The 20808-nt window shown below is 64.6% G+C and carries 23 protein-coding genes; 8 read left to right on the top strand and 15 right to left on the bottom strand.

Annotated elements, in window-relative coordinates:
- Positions 1-212 precede the first annotated feature (212 nt).
- Together AC1DT7_RS14540 and AC1DT7_RS14535 are read right to left on the bottom strand one after the other, a co-directional pair.
- A complete protein-coding gene (locus AC1DT7_RS14540; protein ID WP_478036753.1) occupies positions 213-668 on the bottom strand; it encodes a GNAT family N-acetyltransferase in 456 nt (151 codons plus the stop codon).
- A gap of 8 nt (positions 669-676) precedes the next feature.
- Positions 677-1159 carry an SH3 domain-containing protein gene (locus AC1DT7_RS14535; RefSeq protein WP_478036752.1) on the bottom strand — a complete coding sequence of 161 codons (483 nt, stop codon included), beginning with the start codon at positions 1157-1159 and terminating at the stop codon, positions 677-679.
- Positions 1160-1277: 118 nt separating this feature from the next.
- Here AC1DT7_RS14535 and AC1DT7_RS14530 point away from each other — a divergent pair, with 118 nt between their 5' ends.
- On the top strand, positions 1278-2276 hold the full coding sequence (locus tag AC1DT7_RS14530) for a 2-hydroxyacid dehydrogenase (RefSeq protein ID WP_478036751.1): 999 nt from the start codon (positions 1278-1280) through the stop codon (positions 2274-2276).
- Between the two features lie 4 nt (positions 2277-2280).
- Here the strand turns inward: AC1DT7_RS14530 and AC1DT7_RS14525 are convergent, their stop codons facing one another.
- Positions 2281-3132 (bottom strand): ABC transporter permease, encoded by an 852-nt coding sequence (locus AC1DT7_RS14525; RefSeq protein ID WP_478036750.1) that lies wholly within the window; start codon positions 3130-3132, stop codon positions 2281-2283.
- A gap of 64 nt (positions 3133-3196) precedes the next feature.
- On the opposite strand from AC1DT7_RS14525, the gene AC1DT7_RS14520 reads away from it, so the two are divergent.
- A complete protein-coding gene (locus tag AC1DT7_RS14520; protein WP_478036749.1) occupies positions 3197-3901 on the top strand; it encodes a GcrA family cell cycle regulator in 705 nt (234 codons plus the stop codon).
- Between the two features lie 2 nt (positions 3902-3903).
- On the opposite strand, the gene AC1DT7_RS14515 is transcribed toward AC1DT7_RS14520, so the two are convergent.
- The gene (locus AC1DT7_RS14515) at positions 3904-4464 is read right to left on the bottom strand and encodes a demethoxyubiquinone hydroxylase family protein (protein ID WP_478036748.1); all 561 of its coding nucleotides are present in this window, start codon (positions 4462-4464) and stop codon (positions 3904-3906) included.
- Between the two features lie 82 nt (positions 4465-4546).
- Here AC1DT7_RS14515 and parE point away from each other — a divergent pair, with 82 nt between their 5' ends.
- Positions 4547-6526 carry a DNA topoisomerase IV subunit B gene (parE, locus tag AC1DT7_RS14510; protein WP_478036747.1) on the top strand — a complete coding sequence of 660 codons (1980 nt, stop codon included), beginning with the start codon at positions 4547-4549 and terminating at the stop codon, positions 6524-6526.
- Here the strand turns inward: parE and AC1DT7_RS14505 are convergent, their stop codons facing one another.
- The 5 genes from AC1DT7_RS14505 to AC1DT7_RS14485 form a co-directional block, all read right to left on the bottom strand.
- Complete coding sequence (locus AC1DT7_RS14505) at positions 6527-6802, bottom strand: hypothetical protein (protein WP_478036746.1); 276 nt, start codon at positions 6800-6802, stop codon at positions 6527-6529.
- On the bottom strand, positions 6799-7326 hold the full coding sequence (locus tag AC1DT7_RS14500; RefSeq protein WP_478036745.1) for a GNAT family N-acetyltransferase: 528 nt from the start codon (positions 7324-7326) through the stop codon (positions 6799-6801). Before AC1DT7_RS14500 ends, AC1DT7_RS14505 begins: the two co-directional genes overlap by 4 nt.
- On the bottom strand, positions 7323-8114 hold the full coding sequence (locus AC1DT7_RS14495) for a LysR family transcriptional regulator (protein WP_478036744.1): 792 nt from the start codon (positions 8112-8114) through the stop codon (positions 7323-7325). Before AC1DT7_RS14495 ends, AC1DT7_RS14500 begins: the two co-directional genes overlap by 4 nt.
- A 130-nt stretch (positions 8115-8244) precedes the next feature.
- Entirely contained in the window at positions 8245-8643 is a 399-nt protein-coding gene (gene apaG / locus AC1DT7_RS14490) for a Co2+/Mg2+ efflux protein ApaG (RefSeq protein WP_478036743.1), read from the bottom strand.
- The gene (locus AC1DT7_RS14485) at positions 8640-9845 is read right to left on the bottom strand and encodes a trans-sulfuration enzyme family protein (protein ID WP_478036742.1); all 1206 of its coding nucleotides are present in this window, start codon (positions 9843-9845) and stop codon (positions 8640-8642) included. Before AC1DT7_RS14485 ends, apaG begins: the two co-directional genes overlap by 4 nt.
- 95 nt (positions 9846-9940) lie before the next feature.
- Here AC1DT7_RS14485 and AC1DT7_RS14480 point away from each other — a divergent pair, with 95 nt between their 5' ends.
- Complete coding sequence (locus tag AC1DT7_RS14480) at positions 9941-11242, top strand: glycosyltransferase family 39 protein (RefSeq protein WP_478036741.1); 1302 nt, start codon at positions 9941-9943, stop codon at positions 11240-11242.
- 421 nt (positions 11243-11663) lie between these two features.
- The gene (locus tag AC1DT7_RS14475) at positions 11664-11885 is read left to right on the top strand and encodes a hypothetical protein (RefSeq protein ID WP_478036740.1); all 222 of its coding nucleotides are present in this window, start codon (positions 11664-11666) and stop codon (positions 11883-11885) included.
- Positions 11886-12393: 508 nt separating this feature from the next.
- Here AC1DT7_RS14475 and AC1DT7_RS14470 read toward each other — a convergent pair.
- The gene (locus tag AC1DT7_RS14470; RefSeq protein WP_478036739.1) at positions 12394-12723 is read right to left on the bottom strand and encodes a YciI family protein; all 330 of its coding nucleotides are present in this window, start codon (positions 12721-12723) and stop codon (positions 12394-12396) included.
- Positions 12724-12991: 268 nt separating this feature from the next.
- On the opposite strand from AC1DT7_RS14470, the gene AC1DT7_RS14465 reads away from it, so the two are divergent.
- The 3 genes from AC1DT7_RS14465 to AC1DT7_RS14455 all read left to right on the top strand — a co-directional run bounded on the left by AC1DT7_RS14465 (position 12992) and on the right by AC1DT7_RS14455 (position 15631).
- The gene (locus AC1DT7_RS14465; protein WP_478036738.1) at positions 12992-13744 is read left to right on the top strand and encodes an SDR family oxidoreductase; all 753 of its coding nucleotides are present in this window, start codon (positions 12992-12994) and stop codon (positions 13742-13744) included.
- Positions 13745-13875: 131 nt separating this feature from the next.
- Positions 13876-14676, top strand: a complete 801-nt coding sequence (locus AC1DT7_RS14460) for an SDR family NAD(P)-dependent oxidoreductase (RefSeq protein ID WP_478036737.1) — start codon at positions 13876-13878, stop codon at positions 14674-14676.
- A gap of 70 nt (positions 14677-14746) precedes the next feature.
- Entirely contained in the window at positions 14747-15631 is an 885-nt protein-coding gene (locus tag AC1DT7_RS14455; protein WP_478036736.1) for a LysR family transcriptional regulator, read from the top strand.
- Positions 15632-15844: 213 nt separating this feature from the next.
- Here AC1DT7_RS14455 and AC1DT7_RS14450 read toward each other — a convergent pair whose 3' ends face one another.
- The 5 genes from AC1DT7_RS14450 to AC1DT7_RS14430 all read right to left on the bottom strand — a co-directional run bounded on the left by AC1DT7_RS14450 (position 15845) and on the right by AC1DT7_RS14430 (position 20767).
- Entirely contained in the window at positions 15845-16948 is a 1104-nt protein-coding gene (locus AC1DT7_RS14450; protein WP_478036735.1) for a glycosyltransferase family 2 protein, read from the bottom strand.
- Positions 16945-17985 carry a 3-isopropylmalate dehydrogenase gene (gene leuB, locus AC1DT7_RS14445; RefSeq protein ID WP_478036798.1) on the bottom strand — a complete coding sequence of 347 codons (1041 nt, stop codon included), beginning with the start codon at positions 17983-17985 and terminating at the stop codon, positions 16945-16947. The genes AC1DT7_RS14450 and leuB overlap by 4 nt, the downstream gene beginning before the upstream one ends.
- A gap of 118 nt (positions 17986-18103) precedes the next feature.
- Positions 18104-18730 carry a DNA repair protein RecO gene (gene recO / locus AC1DT7_RS14440; protein ID WP_478036734.1) on the bottom strand — a complete coding sequence of 209 codons (627 nt, stop codon included), beginning with the start codon at positions 18728-18730 and terminating at the stop codon, positions 18104-18106.
- A 169-nt stretch (positions 18731-18899) separates the two neighbouring features.
- A complete protein-coding gene (locus AC1DT7_RS14435) occupies positions 18900-19814 on the bottom strand; it encodes a GNAT family N-acetyltransferase (RefSeq protein WP_478036733.1) in 915 nt (304 codons plus the stop codon).
- Positions 19811-20767, bottom strand: a complete 957-nt coding sequence (locus tag AC1DT7_RS14430; protein ID WP_478036732.1) for a polysaccharide deacetylase family protein — start codon at positions 20765-20767, stop codon at positions 19811-19813. Before AC1DT7_RS14430 ends, AC1DT7_RS14435 begins: the two co-directional genes overlap by 4 nt.
- Positions 20768-20808: the final 41 nt, after the last annotated feature.

The following is a 20808-nucleotide window of genomic DNA, read 5'->3' as shown; positions in this document are numbered from 1 at the left end:
CTGCTCGTGCTAAAGCTGAACATTGTACGAGATTCTGCACAATGTTCGGCAAATATGTCAGCAACCCTCATGACATTTCCAACAGCGTGACGCGTCTCCCCGATTCAGCCGTCGCAATTGCCGCGCTATTGAAGACGATGCGGGAGGATCTCTCCGGCTTCTTTCTCAGTGCCGGATAAACGAAGGGGCACCTTGCCGGTCGGCCTGACCGCCTAAAGGTCCAGCCGATAATAGCGGCTGAAATCGCCGTCGGTATAATCGGCGAACGGCCCACACGGCAGAAAGCCAGCGCGTTCATAGAGTGCACGCGCCGGCGCGAAGGGCTCGTTCGAGCCTGTCTCGAGGCTTAGCCGCCGGTAACCGCGTGCCCTGCCCTCTGCGACGAGATGATCGAGCATTGCGGCCGCCACGCCCTTGCGCAGATGCGCCGGTGCGGTGCGCATCGATTTCAGCTCACCATGATCCGCATCGAGTCGCTTCAGCGCGCCGAGGCCGAGCAGATCCTCGTCATCCCAGGCCGACCACAGAGTTACGGCCGGATCGCGCAACCCGGTCAGGTCGAGCGCGAAGACACTGCCCGGCGGCGAATTGTCGAAGGCGGAGCGCAGGTGGAATTCGAGCAGCGCGATGACGTCGGGATGCGTCAGGTCGTCACGAACGATACGCATGCCGGGGCTCAGCTCAACGTCTCGTCAGGCGCCACGCCCCAGAGATGGCTCGCCTCGATGAAACCGCCCTGCCCGCGTACGTCCAGGAAACACCAGCCTCGCACGCATTTGCTCAGGCGCCCGACCACACCGGGCTCGACCCGCCACACGACCCGGCCGCCATAACGCGGCGAATCGCGCAGTTCGCCGATGGTCCCCGTCACTACCCCGGTGCGGGTCTCGCTGATCAGCGAGCCGAGCATCCAGCCTTGTGTTCCACTCGGATCCTCCACCTTCAGCCAGGCACCGCGATCATAGATGTCGATCACCCTGATCGGCAGGCCTGCGCGCTGATAGAGCCAGCTTGCCGGATAGGTCTTGCCCGGTCCGGTGCGCATCCGCGCCTTGCTGGCAGAGATCGAGGCGAAATACGGAGGCTTTTTCTGGATCAGCGCGGCGAGTGCCGGCGCGACCGTTGAAATGGTCAGTCCGGCGGCGGCTGCCGCAAGCATGATTTTTGTCCCCAAACGCATATACTGGCCTTCCCGTGATCGCGATTCATCTACCCGCTTTGAGCGACGGGCTTCAACCACCGTTGACGGGGGCAAGAGGCTTCGCCAAGCCGGATATATGCCCGAAACGAGACGCTCCCGGACCCCGAAGGTCATCGTCACCCGCGAACTTCCCGACACGGTGATGGAGCGAATGGAGCAATTGTTCGACACCACGAACAACCGTGGGGATGCGCCGATGGACCGCGCCCGGCTCGCCGACGCGATGGCCGACTGCGACGTGTTCGTGCCCACCGTCACCGACGCGATCGACGAGTCGCTGATCGAGGGTGCCGGCGAGCGACTGAAGCTGATCGCCAATTTCGGCGCGGGCGTGAACCATATCGATCTGAGGGCGGCGCGGGCGCGAGGCATCGTCGTAACCAACACGCCTGGCGTGCTGACCCAGGACACTGCCGATGTCACCATGGCGCTAATTCTCTCGGTACCGCGCCGGCTCGCCGAGGGCGAGAGACTGGTGCGTGACGGCCGTTGGAACGGCTGGTCGCCCAGCGGCATGCTCGGCCATCGCATCGGCGGCAAAACGCTCGGCATCGTTGGCATGGGGCGCATCGGCAGGGCAGTCGCGGCACGCGCGCGCGCTTTCGGTCTGTCGATCCATTATCACAACCGCCAGCGCCTGCCTGCGTCGGTCGAGGCCGAATATGGCGCGATCTGGCACGACACGCTCGACAGCCTGCTCGGCGCGATCGACATCCTGACGATCCATACCCCGCGCAATGCCGACAGCGAGAACATGATCGATGCGCGGCGGCTCCGCCTTATGCGACCGACCGCCTGCATCGTGAACACGGCCCGCGGCGGCATCGTCGACGAGGAGGCGCTGATCGATGCTCTGGAGAATGGCCGCCTGGCCGGTGCCGGTCTCGACGTATGGAAATTCGAGCCCGAGATCGACCCGCGCATGCTGGCGCTGACAAACGTCATGCTGATCCCGCATATGGGTTCCGCTACCTATGAGGGTCGCATGGCGATGGGCGAGAAGGTAATCGCCAATATCCGCATGTGGGCCGACGGCCACCGTCCGCCCGACCAGGTGCTCGAGGGCTGGGTCTGAAGCCCTAGTTCTTCAGCTTCCAGCCGCTGCGCAATAGACGGTAGCACAGCAAGGCGAGCGCCACGTCAAGCACCAGGATAGCGATGCTGCCCACCATCACTGGCGAGTCGGCAGTGCCGAGGAAGCCGTATCGGAAACCCGAGATGATGTAGAAGAACGGGTTGCCGTGGCTGAAAGCACGGAACGCAGGGGCAAGGTGATCGACCGAATAGAAGGTGCCCGACAACAGGGTCAGCGGCGCGATGAAGAAATTCTGCACCGCCGCCGCATGGTCGAACTTCTCGGCCCAGATCGAGGTGAGGATGCCGATCAGCGACAGGAACACGGCGCCGAGCAGCCCGAACCACAGGATCGCGAGCGGATGCACGGGCGTGACATGCACGCCGGGCCACAGCGCCATCGCCAGCCACACCGTCAGTCCAACACAAAAGGCACGCGTCACCGCGCCGCCGACCATCGCAACGAGCAATTCAGAGGTCGAGAGCGGGGGCATGAGATAATCGACGATCGTGCCCTGGATCTTTCCGACCAGCAGGGAGAAGCTCGCATTGGCGAAGGCATTCTGCAACATGCCCATCATGATCAGGCCTGGCGCAATGAAATCCGCGAAGGGCACATCGACTCCGCCGACATGAACCGGACGTTTTCCGCCCGTCGCGACAGTGAAAATGATCAAAAAGAGCAGGGTCGTGATCGCCGGTGCCCATACCGTTTGAAGCTGCACCTTGAAGAAACGGCGCACCTCCTTGATATAGAGCGTTCGAAGACCGCCCCAATTGACGTTTCTGATGACGGGAACGCCGGGGGCGTTCATCACCGCCGACTGGATTTCGCCGATTGGGGGCTGGCTGCTCATTGCGGACGCGCTAATAGCTGCCGCCGCCGCCCGCAACCCGGCACGTGTGACTTGAGGAATAAAGATGGCCTGGACTGACGAGCGAATCGATACGCTGAGGAAGATGTGGGAAGCTGGCCAGACCGCCAGCCAGATCGCGGAAGAGCTGGGCGGCGTCAGCCGCAACGCCGTGATCGGCAAGGCGCATCGCCTCGGCCTTCAGTCGCGTCCGTCGCCGGTGAAGCCGAACGAGCCCGATAAGGCCGCCGCCGCCGCTGCAGCTTCTGCCGCCGCGCCTGAGCCGAAACCCGCACCACCCAAGGCGCCGGAGCGCGCGCCCCAGCCCACTCCTGCCCCAGCACCGATCGCCGCCAAGGTCGAGATCGAGGAAGAGGATGGGGACGACGATAGCGACGATGTCGAGACCGTCGCTGCCCCGGTTGCGGCCCCGCAACCGATCCTTCGCTCGGTCGGCCCCGGCGGCTTCCTCCGCCAGGCTCCTGGCGAGCAACAGGCGCCGATCACCCCGGCCCCGCCGCGCCGCCTCGTGCCGGCAAAGCCTTCCGCCGACATGGCGGGCAAGACCACCCTGCTCGATCTCAACGACAAGATCTGCAAATGGCCGCTCGGCCATCCCGGTGAGCCCGACTTCCATTTCTGCGGCGACAAGGTGAACCCAGGTTTCCCCTACTGTGTCGCGCATTGCGGCCACGCCTATCAGGCGCAGCTCCCGCGCCGCGATCGCCGTCCCCCGCCGCCTCTGCCCTTTGGCGGTCCGCGCGTTCGCTGATCCTACAGCCGCATGCCCATCCAGATCACCGTCTCGGTCGAGGCGGTGATCACCGGGTTAAGGATAGCCGACCAGGTCGTGTCGGATCCGAGACGCGACTCGGACGCATCTTGATGTGCCTGTTCTTCTTGATGTGCCTGTTCTTCGGCGATGACGTCGCGAAGCGCGGTAACCGCCTGTGGATCGACACCCTCGAGCGTCGCGATTTGTTCGCACATATGCCGCAGCATGACCGTTTCGATGGCAAGCGTCGTCGCCGCGATCGCCTGGCGGCCAAGCAGCCCAGTCACCCCGCCCAGCACGAAGCCGCCGAGTCCGCAGGCGAGGAAGCTGCGGCAGCGCCCCCGCCCCCGCCGTGCCAGCTCGGCACCGAAGATGTCGCGATGGCGGCGCTCGTGCCGCAGGAAGCTGTCGATTTCGGCTACCATCTCGGGCGCACGCCACCGCGCCATCCAGCGTTGCGCACGATAGATGCAGATCGCGCCGTGCTCGCCGGCGTGATCGACCTTCATCACGCGGTCGCCAAGCGTTTCGCCATAAGCCAGCCGTGCCGCGATCGTCATGGCCGTCACCCTAGCGCAATCGGCCCTGTCGACAACGCCGCAGGCCTTGCACCTCCGACTCCCGCCCACGTATAGCTTGCCAATGGCCGAAGACCTTTTCGCTTCCTCATCCAAAACTTCCACCGATTACGACGCCTCCTCGATCGAGGTGCTAGAAGGGCTCGAACCCGTCCGGCGCAGACCCGGCATGTATATCGGCGGCACCGACGAGCGCGCGCTGCACCATCTCGCTGCCGAGGTACTCGACAATGCGATGGACGAGGCCGTCGCCGGCCATGCGACACGCATCGAAGTGACGCTCGAACCCGGCAACCGGCTGACCATCGTCGACAATGGCCGCGGCATCCCGGTCGATCCGCATCCAAAGTTCCCGGGCAAGTCGGCGCTTGAGGTCATTCTCTCCACGCTCCATTCGGGCGGCAAGTTCGACGGCAAGGCCTATGCGACGTCGGGAGGTCTGCATGGTGTCGGCGTCAGCGTGGTCAACGCCCTGTCGTCTGACACGACGATCGAGGTCGCGCGCAACAAGGAGCTGTTCCGCCAGCGCTTCTCGCGCGGCGTCACCCTGGGTCCGCTCGAATCGCTGGGCGGCACACCCAACCGGCGCGGCACTTCGGTCAGCTTCGTGCCCGACGAGGAGATTTTCGGGCCGGAGATGCACTTCAAGCCAGCGCGGCTCTACAAGCTCGCCCGCTCCAAGGCCTATCTCTTCGCCGGCGTCGAGATTCGGTGGAAATGCACGCCCGAGCTGATCAGCGACGATACCCCACCAGAAGCAGTGTTCCAGTTCCCCGGAGGGCTTGCCGATCACCTGCGCGAGCAGATCGGCGGGCGCGAATGCGCCACGGCTGACTTCTTCACCGGCAACCAGGAATTCGCCGAATCGAAGGGCCGCGTCGAATGGGCCGTCGCCTGGCCGCTGTGGAGCGACGGATCATATAGCTGGTATTGCAACACCATCCCGACACCCGATGGAGGCACGCATGAGGCCGGGCTGCGTGCGGCGCTGGTCAAGGGCATCCGCGCGTTCGGCGATCTCGTCGGTCAGAAAAAGGCCAAGGAAATCGCGGCCGAGGACGTGATGACCGGCAGTGAACTGATGCTCTCCGTCTTCATCCGCGATCCGCAATTCCAGAGCCAGACCAAGGACCGACTGACGTCGCCCGAGGCCGCAGTGCTCGTCGAAAAGGCGGTGCGCGACCATTTCGACCATTTCCTCAGCAACAACATGGAGCGGGGCAAGGCGCTGCTCGGCTATGTGCTGGAGCGGATGGACGAACGCCTGCGCCGCAAGCAGGAGCGCGAGGTCAAGCGCAAGACCGCGACCTCAGCGCGTAAACTGCGCCTGCCGGGCAAGCTGACCGATTGCTCGGCGGACGACCCCAAAGGCACCGAGATCTTCATCGTCGAAGGCGATTCGGCCGGCGGTTCGGCCAAGCAGGCACGTGACCGCAAGACCCAGGCGATTCTGCCGATCCGCGGCAAGATCCTGAACGTCGCCTCGGCCACCTCGGCAAAGATCCTGGCCAATCTGGAGATCGCCGACCTGATCCAGGCGCTTGGCTGCGGTACGCGCAAGGACTGCGTGCCCGACAATCTGCGCTACGAACGTATCGTCATCATGACCGACGCAGACGTGGACGGCGCGCATATCGCGACGCTGCTGATGACCTTCTTCTTCCAGGAGATGCCGGAGCTTGTCCGGCGCGGGCACCTCTATCTCGCCCAGCCGCCGCTCTACCGCCTGACCGCGGGCACCAAGAGCCTCTACGCCATGGACGACGCGCACCGCGCGTCGATCGAGGCGAAGGAGTTCAAGGGCAAGAAGGTCGAGGTCGCCCGCTTCAAGGGTCTTGGCGAGATGAACCCGATGCAGCTTCGCGAAACCACGATGGACCCGAAGACCCGCAGCATGCTGCGGATCACCCTGCCCCAGGAATATGAGGAGCGCGCAGTGGTGAAGGATCTGGTCGACCGGCTGATGGGCAACAACCCGGCACACCGCTTCGCCTTCATCCAGGAGAATGCCGCGCGGATGGACGAGGACGCGATCGACGCCTGATCAGGGTTCCCTGGAGGTCACATCACTCTTCATCCGCTGCTGATGATAGCGAGTGCGGATCGCGATCGCGGCGAGCATGTTGAGCACTCCCAGCGCGAGCGCGGCCATCGGAATGGCTGACGGCATCTGCGGCGCCCATTTGCTGCGAGCAATGGCCAGCAACGCCCCAAGCAGCGCAAACGCCACACCGGTATAGCGCAGCGGCTTGGCGACATTCTGCAGCTCGCGTCGATAGGCGGCACGCGCGATGGGGTCGGTCAAATCCGGCTTGCTCATCTGTTCTTCCACTCCTCTGCGAGCAGGCCCCAGATCAGGCTGTCGCGTACGCCGATATGCGTTTCCCACTCGCCGCGCAGTCGCCCCTCCAGGGTGAAGCCCAGTCGGGTCAGCAGACCATTCGACCCGGCATTGTCCGGGTCGGTGTCGGCCATCACCCGGCGATGCCCCTCTTCCCGAAACAGCAGATCGAGCAGCCGGCCGACCGCCTCGCGGGCATAGCCGCGGCCCCAATGGCGGCGGATGACCAAATAGCCGATTTCGCTCAGCCCTGGGCGTCGTGCGCCGGCGGCAAGCGTTCCGATCACCTCGCCAGTGTCGGCCAGGGTGATCGTCCAGCCTCGCCAATCGGGCTTATCGATCCGCGGGGCAAGATAGGCGCGTGTCTCGTCCAGATCGACATGCGGGCCGCTCGACCAGTATCGCATGACCTTCTCGTCGCGATATGCCTCGTGCATCGCTTCGGCATCCTCGATGCCCTGCGGGCGCATCACGAGACGTTCGCTCGAGAAGGTTTCGCTCATGCCGTCAGCGCGTCGACCAGCGCCTTGACCTTTTTCTGGCGCCATTGCGGCAGCGGCGCGACGAGCCAATAGCCGAGAGTGGAAGGACGTGCGTCACCGACCAAGACCACCCGACCCGACGCGATGTCGCCCGAGGCGAGCAGTTCCGGCACGGTCGCCCGGCCAAGCCCCTGCGCGGCCGCATCGATCGCGAGGCCGGCATCGCCCACGCGGACCAGCGAGACGTCGGGATCGTTGACACAACCCGGCCAGGAGATGCGGGTGTCGATGCCGCCACCGGGGCGTTCGATCGTCACCATGCCTTCGGACTCGAGCGCCTCGCCCTCATGCTCGCCGGGACCATCGCCCCAGCGGATCGCGAGATCGAGATTGGCTTCGGTGAAATCGATATCGTCGTCGGCAGAGACCAGCACGAAGCGAAGCTCGCCATCGACGCGCGCGATGTCGGCGAGGCGCGACATCAGCCATTTCTCGGTCAGGTCGCGCGGCGCGGCGATGGTCAGCGATTTTGAGGTCTGCCCCGCCTGCATGGCGCGCACCGCCTCCTCGAACTGGAGGAACCCATGACGGAGCGCGGCAAGGCCGGCCTCGCCTTCAGGCGTCAGTTCCAGGCCCTTGGTGGTGCGGCGGAACAGGACGACGCCCAGCGTGTCCTCAAGCGCGCGGATCTGCTGGCCGACCGCCGCCGGGGTGACGGCGAGTTCGTCGGCGGCGCGGGTGAAGGACAAATGCCGCGCGGCCGCGTCGAGCACGCGCATGCCGTTGAGAGGAAGATGCGTGCGTTTCATCTTGCTCCCCTCCCGCTTGCGGGAGGGGCTGGGGGTGGGCGCCCGATCTCCGCTGACGATCCCGATCGAGGAGAGCGCGAGCCCACCCCTCGGTCCCCTCCCGCAAGCGGGAGGGGAAGAAGAAAGGCCCTCACGCGCCCACCGCCGGCGCCAGGAGCGCGAATTTGGGGATATCCACGTCGAAGGCCGACCCGTCCTCGCCGATCATGTGATAGCTGCCCTGCATCGATCCGGTCGGCGTCGCGAGCGGACAGCCCGAGACATAGTCGAAGCTGCTGCCCGGAGCGATCAGCGGCTGTTCTCCGACCACGCCTTCGCCCTCGACGGTGTGGCGCGCACCGCGGCCGTCGGTGATGATCCAGTGGCGGGTGAGCAACTGCACCGCCATCTCGCCTTCGTTCTCGAGCCTGACGTGATAGGCCCAGAACCAGCGACCGCGGCCCGGCTCCGACTGTTCGGGAAGATAGCTGACCGAGACGCGCACGATTACCCCACGCGTCTCGGCGACATTGGGGAAGAGCGCCTTCACAATCCCACCGCCCGGAGGGCGCCATCGATATCCTCGATCACGTCTTGCGGGTCCTCAAGGCCGACATTCAGGCGCAACATGCCTTCGGTCACACCCATTTCGAGCCTCTTGTCCTCGGCCACGCCGGCGTGGGTGGTCGAGGCAGGATGGGTCATCAGCGAGCGCGAGTCGCCGATATTGTTCGAGATATCGACCAGGGCGAGCGCATCGAGCAGGCCATGCGCCTGCTGGCGCCCCTCGACCTCGAAAGCGAAGATCGGGCCGCAGGCGTCCATCTGCGCCATGGCGAGATTGTGCTGCGGGTGGCTCGCCAGGCCGGGGTGGAGGATCCGCGGTACGCGGCCTTCGAGAAAAGTGCCGACCTTCATCGCATTCTCGCTCTGACGGCGGATGCGCAGGTCGAGCGTCTCCATGCCCTTCAGCACCACCCAGGCGTTGAACGCACTGAGCGTCGGGCCGGTGTTGCGCGTAAAGGGCAACAAGGTGTTGTTGATGAAATCCTCGGTTCCGCAGACGGCACCGGCGAGCACGCGACCCTGCCCGTCCATCATCTTGGTCGCCGAATAGGCAGTCACATCGGCACCGAATGCCATCGGCCGCTGAAGCGCGGGCGTGGCAAAGGCATTGTCGACGACGCTGGTGATGCCGTGCTTGCGCGCGATGTCGCAGACCGCCTTCAGGTCGACCACGTCCATCGTCGGATTGGCCGGGGTTTCGAAGAAGAAGACCTTCGTCTCCGGCCGCACCGCATCGGCGAATTGCTGCGGATCGCGTGCGTCGACGATCGTCACGCCGATGCCGAATTTGGGCAGCAGCGTGTCGGTAAGCCAGCGGCACGAACCAAAGGCAGCGCGGCCCGCAACGATATGGTCGCCGGTCTGAAGCTGGCAGAGCAGCACCGCGGTCATCGCCGCCATGCCGGTCGCCATCGAGCGGCACGCCTCGGCGCCTTCGAGCAGCGCGATACGCTCCTCGAGCATCTGCACCGTGGGGTTCTGCAGGCGGGAATAGGTCATGCCGACCTGATCGCCCGCGAAGCGCGCAGCGGCATCGCCGGCGCAGTCATAGGCATAGCCCGAGGTCAGGAAGAGTGCTTCGGACGTCTCACCCCATTCCGAGCGCGCGGTGCCTCCGCGCACGGCCTGGGTTGCGGGGCGCCAGTTGCTGGTGATCGAGCGGTCTTGTCCGGTACGGCGTTTCATGCAGGACGCTTTGCCGGGACGGATTGCCCTGCGTCAATGGGCGACTCTTCCGGCATGCCTTGAAAGGCCGCCGCCGAAGTGGGAATGGCACGATAATGACCCCCGAGACACAGCCCCGGTCGCCGCCCCGCCCGTACCGCGCCGCCGCGATCATCGGCCTTGTCGCCCAATTGCTGTTCAGCTTCCGCCTCACCACGCCGCACAAGCTGGTGTTCGACGAGACGCATTATGTCGCCGCCGCGCGGGTGCTGATGCAGATGAGCGGGCCGACCAATATCGAGCATCCCCTGCTGGGCAAGGAACTGATCGCGCTCGGCATGTTGATCTTCGGCGACAACAGCCTTGGCTGGCGGATCATGTCGACCTTCGCCGCGACCGCAGTGGTGCTTGGTATCTTCGCCATCCTGTGGCTGCTGTTCGGCCGGGTGCGAACGGCGACGATGGGCGCGCTGTTCGTGCTGCTCAACATCACCGTGTTCATTCAGGCGCGGATCGGGATGCTCGACGGGTTCATGGCCGCGTTCGTCGTCACCGGCATCGCCGCACTGCTCTGGGCGATGCGTGCGCCGCCCGAAAAGACCTGGCGGCGCTGGCTGCTCGGCGCGGTGCTGCTTGGCCTGGCGGTCGGCACAAAATGGACGGCGGCACCGTATATCGCCTTTGCGGCGCTCGCCATGATCGCGATCCGCCTGCGTGACGGGCGGACACGCAAACGGTCGATCTACGCTGCGCTCAACCCCGGCAACCAGACCTATTGGCCGGGCCTGCCTGTCGTGCCGGCGATCCTGGCGCTCGGCGTGGTGAGTATCGCCGTCTACAGCCTGACCTTCCTGCCCGCCTTTTTCTACGCGCAATATCCGCTGACCATGGGCGATTTCGTCCAGTTCCAGATGCGGATGTACACATCGCAGACCCAGATCCTGCCGCCGCATACCTATCAGTCCAACTGGCCGACCTGGCCGCTGATGATCCGCCCGATCTGGTATCTGTACGAGCCGGTCGACGGCGCGGTGCGCGGCATCTTCATGGTCGGCAATCCCGCGATCCTGTGGGGCGGGCTGATCGCGGTGGTCGCGTGCCTCTACGCCTGGCTGCGCGACGGATCGGGCAGGATGCTGGCGGTCGCCGGGCTGTGGATCGCCTCCTACGCGATGTGGATCCTGATCCCCAAGTCGCTGGGGTTCTTCTATTATTATTACCTGTCGAGCATCTTCCTGGCCCTGCCGCTGGCGGCGGCGTTCCACTGGTTCGGCAAGGACAGGTTCGCGCGGTGGGACATGTGGTTCCTCGGGCTTGCCCTGTGCCTGTTCGCCTATTTCTATCCGATCATCTCGGCGATGCCGCTGAGTAATGCGCAAGATTTCAGACATTGGATGTGGTTCCCGACATGGCCCTGAGGCGGGTGGTGCAGTAACGGAGGCGCGGGAAGATCGTGCCTTGCGTAATATTCGGCCTATTTTGCCGCCCAACGTCGACCCCGATTTTTTCGCGGATCACACGCCCCGAGCGTCGCCTGTTGGAAAGATTCACTCCGTTCGCGAGACAGATCCAACATATCAAGCCTCGCCGCGAGAATCGGCACTGGCCCGATACCAGCCCGTTACTCGAACAATTATGAGAATCGATCGGATTCGACTTCCATTCTACTTTGCCGCCCTGCTTTTCCGCCATCGTCGGGATTCCCCTTGCCTCGTCGGCGAACGGTAGAACGCAGGGGCGGTGAGGTGAATCGAGCCGGTCAGCCACCGTTCAGCGACAGAGCTTCAGCTTCCGGCTCGTTGCGGCAAAAGCCGGTTCGGTGCCAGAAGGGGGTACGCGATGCGCGTGATGCTGATTGCCGGCGGAGCGGCAATGCTGTGCGGTTGCGCCGCCTATCAGCGCCCCGGTCCGGGTGACCCACCCTATCCGCGGACCGAGGCAGCGCCTCGCAAGCAACCCCGCGCCTCGAAAGTAGAACGCTGGACCGAACGCCAGCGCGACTGCGAGGTCGGTGACCGCAAGGATCAGCGGCGCTGCATCATGCCGTACCCGGAAGACTGATCGTCGCGCATCGAGATCCGCTCTCCCACCGAGCGGCTTCCCGGCAAGCCAGCGCCTTTCGAACTCAGGCGCTCGCCCATGACTGCGTCCACCTTCACTAAGCCCTCTCGCCGTCCTGATAGCGAGGGCGGACGGAGTGAGCTCGGCCAGGTTGCGAACCCATAAACGACCGCTCGACACAGTAACTGAACGGCTGACTATAGGTGGAGAACGGACTGACCGCGTTGGAGCATCAAGACGAGCTGAGTGGTCCTTCGTTTACAATGCGGAACCGGCAGCTAAGCGCCCCAGTTCCCGCCGTTCGGGATGGCACTTGTGAATCCTGAAAGCTGCCAATTTGTACTATGCGCGGCTCTCACGACTGGCCGCGCCACTTTCTGTGGCATTGCTTTGGAAGCTTGACCGCAGGCGTCACCATGTTGAGCGCGAACATGGCTCTCGCACATTTACTGCGAGGTGCGAGCATCGGTGCGGTTCACGGCGGGAGGCGGAACCCACGCGCGATCGGTCAATCGTGGAACGGCACCCACAACATTTTCACCTCAACGGCGAGTTGACCCGACTTCACCGACGGATCGTCCGTGGCGATCTTTACCGCCTCTTCGAGGTCGGCGGCCTTGAAGATCGTCATGCCGCCATCGGCGAGAACGCCATTGAGACCGCCAGCCTTCTCCATAAACGGCCCGCTCAATACGGTCAGCCCCTTGTCCTGCATCTCCGCCATGTAGCCGACATGGATGGGGAAATCGGGCTGTTCATTGTATTTTACGCCCTGCACCCACTTCGGACCCGGCGTCTGAAATGCCACGAAATAATGGGGACCATTTTCGTCGATCATGGCTGCACTCCTTCTGAAAATCGAACGCCGTTGAACCTTGTGGTTCGGCGAGTCCAATGTGTGTCCGATGATGGGACATGCGTAGTGGGAGCTTTCGAATAACATTGATGCGCCCGCCGAATGACTACGCCGTCGCGGATTCGTAGGCGACACGCCGCCTCCCAGGCGATGAATGACTGTTATTCGCAAGTCGGGGCTAATCCTCCGCGCAACGACTGCCATCTTCGGCCTCGACGGAAAGCGCTCCGCTTCCGAGGAGGATCAGGACATGAAAAGACTTGAAGGCAAGATTGCCGTGGTAACCGGCGGCAGCAGCGGCATGGGACTGGCCACGGCAAAGCAGTTCGTGGCGGAAGGCGCATCGGTGATCATCACCGGCCGTCGGCAGGACAAGCTTGACGAAGCGGTCGCGGAGATCGGAGGCGCGATCGAAGGCTTCCAGGGCGACATCGCGGATCTCGCCGATCTCAAACGGCTGCACGCCCATATCGCCGAAGGATATGGGCGCATCGACGTGATTTTCGCCAATGCCGGAGGCGGCACTTTGGGAGCGTTCGGCACAATCGAAGAAGCCGATTTCGATCGGACCGTGACGATCAATCTGAAGGGTACCTTCTTCACGGTGCAGACGCTCTTGCCGCTCGTCGTGGATGGGGGTTCGATCATCCTCAACGGATCGATAGCAGCCAGTCTGGGGATGCCGGCCTTCACCGTCTATTCGGCGACCAAGGCGGCCATCCGTTCGTTCGCCCGTACCTGGACCACCGATCTCAGCGCGCGCCGCATCCGCGTGAACGTATTGGCCCCGGGGACGATCGTCACACCGATCATGTCCGAACAGGCCGGGTTTAGCGACGAACAGGTCGACGCATTTTACGCGAAGTTCGCTGCCGAGACACCGCTCGGCCGCAATGGCGATCCGAGCGAAATTGCGTCTGTCGCGACATTCCTTGCCTCGGCCGAAAGCAGCTTCATCACGGGCGTCGAGTTGCACGTCGATGGTGGCTTCGCACAGGTCTGACGCATGTCGTCGACGCCGGCGGGGCTCCCTGCCGGCCTCGACGCTCAGCCGCTTTCTAGTCATCCGCGACCGGTTGGAAACCAAAGGGAGATATGTTGTGCACGATCCAGTGAAAGGCGTTGGGACGCGCCGTGACCCTCCTGAAATCAATCGACACGTCCTGGTTCTGCGAGCGACAAACCCGCTTGGGGGCGAATGAGATGGCAGCTCTGGAAGGAAAGCTCGCGCTGATAACCGGAGGAACATCGGGGATTGGCCTGGCCATGGTCGAGCGCTTCACCGCAGAAGGAGCCCATGTCTTCGCGATGGCGCGTGACGGGAGCCGCCTGGAAGCGCTCGGGCTACGGCTTGGCTCTGCCGTAATGCCGCTAGTAGGTGACATCGGCCGGCCAGAAGATCTCGATCGAGTCTTTGCCGCTATCGCCGCGACCGGTTCGCCGCTCGACATCGTATGCGCCAATGCGGGGGCGGCGATAGCCGGCGCGCTCGGCTCGGTATCTCCCGAAGACTTCAGGGCAGTCTTCGACGTAACGGTACTGGGCACCTTGTTGACCGTTCAGGGCGCGCTGCCATTGATGCGGGATGGAGGATCGATCGTTCTCACCGGTTCGATCGCCGGTTCCAAGGGCAGGGCTGGCCGCAGCGTCTACAATGCGAGCAAAGCGGCACTGCGCTCGTTTGCCAGAAGCTGGGCTAGCGAGCTTGCGCCCCGCAACATTCGAGTGAACCTACTAAGCCCGGGCCCGACCGAAACCGGCGCGTTCACGAACGTCAGCGAGGCGGTCCGGGCCGAAATGGCCGCCCAGACCCTTCGCGGCCGTCTTGCCCGGCCGGAGCAAATCGCGGCTACCGCGCTGTTCCTCGCCTCTGACGAGGCGTCGTTCGTCAACGGGGCCGAATTGTTTGCGGACGACGGCGTAGCGCAGGTCTGATCCTCAAGGGTGGCCCTTCCTGGCACGTCGGGTTACGAAGGGCTTGAATGTGGCAATTCGGACCGAAGACTTGAGCGATCAATTTCAAGCCCTCCGACTGTTCGTCCAGATCGCCCGGACCGGTAGTTTCTCGAAGGGCGCTCGCGAGATGCGGCTGTCGCAGCCGACCGCTTCGCGGATCATTGCGTTGCTGGAGGAGCAGTTGGGAGTCACACTCTTCTTGCGCTCGACACGTGCACTCACGTTGACCGACGCAGGATCGACATATCTCGCTCGGGTGCAACCTATTCTCGAATCCTTGAAGGAGGCAGACGACGCGATTCGAAGCAGCGACAATCTACGGGGAACACTTCGGGTAGCCGTTGCATCGATCATCGCCTCGCGCGCAATCGTGCCGCGGCTTGGTACTTTCCTCGCTCGCCATCCGAATTTGCGGGTGGAGTTGGTAATAGACGACCGCCGTCAGGACCTCATCCAGGAGGGGATCGATGTGGCGATACGGTTTGGCAAATTGCCGGACTCAAGCGCGATCGCGCGCCTCGTCGGGCGTTGGCCTCTAATCGTCGTCGCGGCCCCCGCCTATCTTGAAGCGAATGGGCGCCCGGAGACACCCGAGGAGCTTGACGGCCATGTCTTTGTGATCGCCGGGCCGCTCGCCGGCAAGGAGCTGCTTTTTCATAGAGACGGCCGTGCTGTGAGGGTTCAGCCGAAGGGACAGGTTTCGATCAACGGAGCCGAGGTCGCAGTGAGCGCGGTACGAGCGGGTCTTGGAATCGCGGTCGCGAGCCTGCCAGCCTTCAGCCAAGATCTCGACACCGGAGAACTTGTCCGATTGTTTGCCGACTGGAGTCTCAATGACATTGAGGCGCATGCGTTGTTTGCCCCCGGGCACGGCGCGAAACCAGCCGCCCGGGCCTTTGTCGATCATCTCGTTGAGGAACTCGGCAAGCTGTAGTGCGGCGAATATCCGATTCCCTGTTAGATGTGTCTGATCGCCTCGAATGTCAGCTATCGGCGGTGTGGTGCCCAGAACCTACCAGACTGCAACCGGCCCAATTCAAGACAAGGAGCGGCGACTGGACCGCCGTCTGTTTTCGGGGAGCGCGGCGGCCGGACCGAATGTCTACCGCTGGCGGAAGCTGGCGGGCCGCTTTTACGAGCCCCGGGCCTAGTAACGTCCCCAGGTAAATCGTGACGACAATGCGTAATTCCACACGGCGCCGACCATGATCCCCGCCAGCGCCGAAAAGGCCCATGTGTCCGACTGCGCGTCGTAAAGGAACGCCGCAACCCCGACATTGGCGATCGCCCCGACCGAGCAGACGACGCAGAACGACACCCAGCCTTCGAACAGCTGCTTCGCCCCCTTGAGCCGGCCGTCGCGATAGGTCAGCGCATTGTTGAGGAAGAAGTTGAAGGTCATCGCGACGGTGGTCGCGATAATCGTCGAGACGAGGAAGCCGAATTCGAGTTCCTTGAACAGCGGCCCGAGCACGAGAAAATGCACGCCCGCGCCAAGCGCGCCAATCGCCGCGAACATGGCGAAGCGCACCGGTATGACCCGTCCGAACATCCGGTCGTAGATCGCGATCAGATATTCCATCGCGACGACATGGTCGAGCTTGCTCTCGCCCTCGGTGCGCAACCGGAAGGTGTACGGCACTTCCTCGAACCGCAGCGGGCGCGGATTGGATGTCATGATGTCGAGCAGGATCTTGAAGCCGATCGCCGACAGATGCGGCACGGCGTCGCGCACGATCTGGGTGCGGATCATGAAGAAGCCGCTCATCGGATCGTTGAGATCGGCCTTCAGCACCTGTCGCGACAGCTTGGTCGCGAAAGCCGATTTCGCGACCCGGTCGTGATCCCAGTCGCCGGTACCGCCGCCATCGACGAAACGCGAGCCGATCACCAGGTCGAGATGCTCGTCCTGCAGCAGCCGGTCGAGCATCGCCGGCAGGATCGTCTCGTCATGCTGCATGTCGCCGTCGATGACCGCGACGATCGGCGCAGCGGTGGCACACATGCCCTCGATACAGGCGGAGGAAAGACCGCGCCGCCCGATACGCTGCACCACGCGGACGCGGCGATCGAGACGCGCGATCTGGCGCGCCACGCTGGCCGTGCCATCCGGGCTGTTGTCGTCGACGAAGATCGCCTCCCACTCGCGCCCCTTCAGCGCGGCGTCGAGCTTGGCAATGAGCAGCGGCACGTTGCCCGCCTCGTTGAAGGTCGGGATGACGATCGCGAGATCGAGCAACGGTCCGGTCATGCAAGCGCCGCCAGCACCGCATCCGCCATACCGCGGGTCGACAGCGACCCGCCAAGATCGGCCGTGCGCGCGCCATTGGCCAGCGCCGTGGCGACCGCCGCCTCGATCCGGTCGGCCGGTTCCGGCATGTTCAGCGAGAAGCGGAGCATCATCGCGGCGGAGAGGATCGCGGCGGCCGGATTGGCCTTGCCCTGCCCTGCGATGTCCGGCGCGCTGCCATGGATCGGCTCGTACAGGCCCTTGCCCGCCGCATCGAGCGCCGCCGACGGCAGCAGGCCGATCGAACCGACGCACATGCTCGCCAGATCGGACAGGATATCGCCGAAGAGGTTGCCGGTGACGATCACGTCGAACTGGCCGGGATCGCGCACCAGCTGCATCGCGGCATTGTCGACCAGCATGTGGCTGAGGGTAACGTCGGGATATTCCTTCGCCGTCTCGATCACGATGTCGCGCCACAATTGCGAGGTTTCGAGCACGTTCGCCTTGTCGATCGAGCAGAGCTTGCCGCCGCGCCGCTGGGCGGCCTGGAAACCGGAATGGGCGATGCGCGAGACTTCGCTCTCGTCATAGCTCATGACGTCATAGCCTTCGCGCAAGCCAGCCGGCGTGGTGCGCATGGCCTTTTCGCCGAAATAGACGTCGCCGTTGAGCTCGCGGATGATCAGCAGGTCGATCGTGCGGGCGATCTCGGGGCGAAGCGAGGAGGCATCTTCCAGGCCCGGGAACATCTTGGCAGGACGCAGATTGGCGAAGAGCGTCAGTTCCTTGCGCAGGCCCAGGATCGCCTGTTCCGGGCGCAGGCCGCGTTCGAGATTGTCGCAGGTCGGATCGCCGACCGACCCGAACAGGATCGCATCGGCGCGCTTCGCGAGATCGAGCGTTTCGGGCGGCAGCGGGTGGCCGGTGGTGTGATAGGCGACACCACCGACGAGCCCCTCCTCGAACGACAGGCCGAGATCGAGCGCCTCGAGCACGCGGCGCGCCTCTGCGGTGACTTCGGGACCGATGCCGTCTCCGGGCAGGATTGCGATCAGGGACACGTTGAATCCGTTCGAGCTGCGCGTGTCGAAGCTCCGTTCTTCTTCGACAGCGGGAAGGATGGCCCAGACGCGGGGCGAACGGAGTGCGCTGCCTTTGCCGTCAGGCCGCGACTCACGCAACTGCCCTTTTCAGCCGCTCGATCAGCCGCGCTCGCCCTGCGAGCGTTTCGACGCGGCGATCGGTGAGGATATCGCTTTCCAGCGCTTCGCCGGTGAGGCGAAGGGCGGCGAGGATGTCAGCCCAGCCGGCCTCGCCGCCGGTGCGCAGGATGTCGGGCAGGCGATCGAGTTCCAGGCCGTAGCCGAGTTCGGCGAGCAGCAGCAGTTCGTATCGGGCGAGCGCCACCGCCCAGCCCCGCGCGGCGGGCGCTGCCTCGATCGCGCCGATCACCCCGTCGAGCGCCGCGTGGAGGCGCGGATAGGGTTGTGCTTCCGGCAATGCCGTCGCGGTCAGCGCCGTCACCCATTCGAGCGCGGCGGCCGGGAGTGGTTCGGCGAAGAGCGGGGCTCGGCTGTGGATCAGCTCGACGGTGAGGCCGGCGAGCTGGTCTTCCGTACGGGCGCGCCATTCGCCCAGGATGAGGTTCGCCGGCTGAAGGATCGGGCGGATATGGCGCGAGCGGCCACCGCGGACATAGCCGGGCTGGAGGCCGTGATCGGCGGTGAGCGCGCGCACGATCGCACCGTGCTCGCCATGCTGGCGGATCGCGAGGACCAGGGCTTCGGCGCGGAGGTGCATGGCGATGCCCCTACCCCTTCTCCCCTTGTGGGAGAAGGAGGGAGGAGCGAAGCGACGGAAGTATGAGGGGAAGTGGGGCTCGAGACAATCGAGTGTCCCCCTCACCCTTCCCATCGCTACGCGATGGGCCCCTTCCCTCTCCCACAGGGGGAGAGGGAGAAGTGAGGTCTCAGGCGCGCCGGATTTTCTTTGCGATCTTTTGCAGGCCCAGCTTTTCCACTGTGCGTTTTCCGAAGGCGGCGCTCCGGTCGAAGGTGCCGAGGGCCAGTGTCGTCAGGCGGTTGGCGAGGCTGGCGCGGAGCAGGAGCAGGTCGATGCACTCGACGCCGCCGGTGGAGAACTGGCGTTTGTGCTGGCCGTCGCCCTCGGTGAAGTCGAAGCGGGTCAGGCCGGGATCGGCGAACAGATCGCGCATCGCCTCCATCTGGAGCACGCCGCCTGGGGAAAGATCGGAAAAGGCGGGATCGTGGCCGAGATGATCGTAGCGGACGACCCCGGCATTGACAGGCGTGTAGAGATAGGCGGCCGGCTCGCCACCGATGTAGAGCAGCCAGCCGCGCACCGAATCCGCCGCGGCGAGCTGGTACATGGAGCGCAGGAAGGCCGAATCGTCGGGCAGGCCGTCGCCGAGCAGCTTTTCCTGATAGGTCAGCACCGAGATGCGGCGGGCGATGTCGTGGAACACCGTCATCTCGTCCGGCGTGCGGAAGCGGCGGACGTCGAGCGTACCGCCCGAGGCGGTCGCGACCTTCTTCGCCTTGCGCTTCAGGCTGGAGCGCGCGTTGGACGACATGGTGTCGAGCCAGGCGTCGAACCCGATCGTCAGGTCGGTGTAGCGCCGCGTGTAGCGTTGCCGCACGAAGACGATCATGTTGCCGGCGGCGGCGCTCATGGCGTCGCGGCGGTCCTCCGGCAGCGAGGTGATCTGATAGCCGTGCGCCGAACGGTCGAGCGGCGGCAGCGCGGGCAGCCTGCCCTCCACCGCTTCGTCCAGGGTCAACGGCACGCGAACGAGCTGGCGCCTGATCGAGGCGAGCGTGCGGGCGCCGAGCTGGAACCGAAGCGGCATCGATACGGCGTTCATGCCGCGCGCTCCTCGACCATGTTCGACCAGAGCTGTTCGGCCTGGCGCCAGCGGGTGCGCAGGGAATTGGGGCCGAGCGGCCTATCCTCGCGACCGAGGCGGAGCGCGGGGCGATCCGCGAAATGGGTGGTGGGCAGCAGTTCGGCCCATTCGGCGAGCAGCGCGCACAATGCCTCGAAGCGGCGGACATGCACCGCGTTGGCGCGGGTGCCGGAGCGATTGGCGAGTTCGAAGCCGTGGCTGACGATCGTCACGGCGGCGTGATTCTCCATCGCCGCATGTTCGAGCGCGGCGCGCTGTTCGCCAGCGGACAGGGCGCAGATCTGGAAGTTGCGGAGGGCGCCGGGGCGGTCCTCGATCAGGGTCACCGGTACCTCGATCACGCCCTCGCGCTCGACCGGGGCGATATGGGTGGGCGGCAGGCCGATGGCGCTTGGCCAGGGATGCTCGGCGCCGTTGTGGCTGCTGTCATAGACGAAGCCGAGCGAGGACAGCGCCCGGAGCGTATCGTCGTTGGCGCTATAGGTGCCGGCGCGAAAGGCGATCGGGTGCGGAGCGCCGGCCGCGACGAGCAATTCGGTGGCGCCGACGATCAGGTCGTGCTGCTCGTCGAGCGCATAATCGGCCATTTCGAACCGGCCGAAGCTCGCCCCGCCATCGCCGTGCTTCGCGCCGGTCCAGTGCGGGTGGAGGTGAAGCTGGACCTCCTGCCCTGCCTCCAGGATGGTCTCCACCACGCGGCGGGTGGGTTCCAGGCCGAAGATCAGCGCCGGCATCGGATCGACGAAGAAGCACGCCTTGAGCCCGTGGCGCGCGAGCGTGTCGAGCTGATAGCTCACGCCGACCCCGGCGGGCTCCATCGAGCGATCATAGATCGCCGCGCGGTCGAGCCCGTCGATATGGTGGCGCCACATCAGCTCGGTATCGACGGTAAGAAAGACAGGCGTAGGCATCGGCATGGAGTTCTAGGTACGGGTGATGAAAATTCTCCCAA

Source organism: Sphingomonas sp. P3_C6, from assembly GCF_056402595.1.
The sequence above is the reverse complement of the archived record's forward strand: the minus strand, read 5'-3'. Positions and strand labels throughout refer to the sequence as shown.

What these genes read in the sequence shown, in the direction of transcription:
- AC1DT7_RS14540 (WP_478036753.1), bottom strand. Translation starts at nt 668, where the DNA reads ATGCGTATCGTTCGTGACGACCTGACGCATCCCGACGTCATCGCGCTG.
- AC1DT7_RS14535 (WP_478036752.1), bottom strand. Translation starts at nt 1,159, where the DNA reads ATGCTTGCGGCAGCCGCCGCCGGACTGACCATTTCAACGGTCGCGCCG.
- AC1DT7_RS14530 (WP_478036751.1), top strand. Translation starts at nt 1,278, where the DNA reads ATGCCCGAAACGAGACGCTCCCGGACCCCGAAGGTCATCGTCACCCGC.
- AC1DT7_RS14525 (WP_478036750.1), bottom strand. Translation starts at nt 3,132, where the DNA reads ATGAGCAGCCAGCCCCCAATCGGCGAAATCCAGTCGGCGGTGATGAAC.
- AC1DT7_RS14520 (WP_478036749.1), top strand. Translation starts at nt 3,197, where the DNA reads ATGGCCTGGACTGACGAGCGAATCGATACGCTGAGGAAGATGTGGGAA.
- AC1DT7_RS14515 (WP_478036748.1), bottom strand. Translation starts at nt 4,464, where the DNA reads ATGACGATCGCGGCACGGCTGGCTTATGGCGAAACGCTTGGCGACCGC.
- parE (WP_478036747.1), top strand. Translation starts at nt 4,547, where the DNA reads ATGGCCGAAGACCTTTTCGCTTCCTCATCCAAAACTTCCACCGATTAC.
- AC1DT7_RS14505 (WP_478036746.1), bottom strand. Translation starts at nt 6,802, where the DNA reads ATGAGCAAGCCGGATTTGACCGACCCCATCGCGCGTGCCGCCTATCGA.
- AC1DT7_RS14500 (WP_478036745.1), bottom strand. Translation starts at nt 7,326, where the DNA reads ATGAGCGAAACCTTCTCGAGCGAACGTCTCGTGATGCGCCCGCAGGGC.
- AC1DT7_RS14495 (WP_478036744.1), bottom strand. Translation starts at nt 8,114, where the DNA reads ATGAAACGCACGCATCTTCCTCTCAACGGCATGCGCGTGCTCGACGCG.
- AC1DT7_RS14485 (WP_478036742.1), bottom strand. Translation starts at nt 9,845, where the DNA reads ATGAAACGCCGTACCGGACAAGACCGCTCGATCACCAGCAACTGGCGC.
- AC1DT7_RS14480 (WP_478036741.1), top strand. Translation starts at nt 9,941, where the DNA reads ATGACCCCCGAGACACAGCCCCGGTCGCCGCCCCGCCCGTACCGCGCC.
- AC1DT7_RS14475 (WP_478036740.1), top strand. Translation starts at nt 11,664, where the DNA reads ATGCGCGTGATGCTGATTGCCGGCGGAGCGGCAATGCTGTGCGGTTGC.
- AC1DT7_RS14470 (WP_478036739.1), bottom strand. Translation starts at nt 12,723, where the DNA reads ATGATCGACGAAAATGGTCCCCATTATTTCGTGGCATTTCAGACGCCG.
- AC1DT7_RS14465 (WP_478036738.1), top strand. Translation starts at nt 12,992, where the DNA reads ATGAAAAGACTTGAAGGCAAGATTGCCGTGGTAACCGGCGGCAGCAGC.
- AC1DT7_RS14450 (WP_478036735.1), bottom strand. Translation starts at nt 16,948, where the DNA reads ATGACCGGACCGTTGCTCGATCTCGCGATCGTCATCCCGACCTTCAAC.
- recO (WP_478036734.1), bottom strand. Translation starts at nt 18,730, where the DNA reads ATGCACCTCCGCGCCGAAGCCCTGGTCCTCGCGATCCGCCAGCATGGC.
- AC1DT7_RS14435 (WP_478036733.1), bottom strand. Translation starts at nt 19,814, where the DNA reads ATGAACGCCGTATCGATGCCGCTTCGGTTCCAGCTCGGCGCCCGCACG.
- AC1DT7_RS14430 (WP_478036732.1), bottom strand. Translation starts at nt 20,767, where the DNA reads ATGCCTACGCCTGTCTTTCTTACCGTCGATACCGAGCTGATGTGGCGC.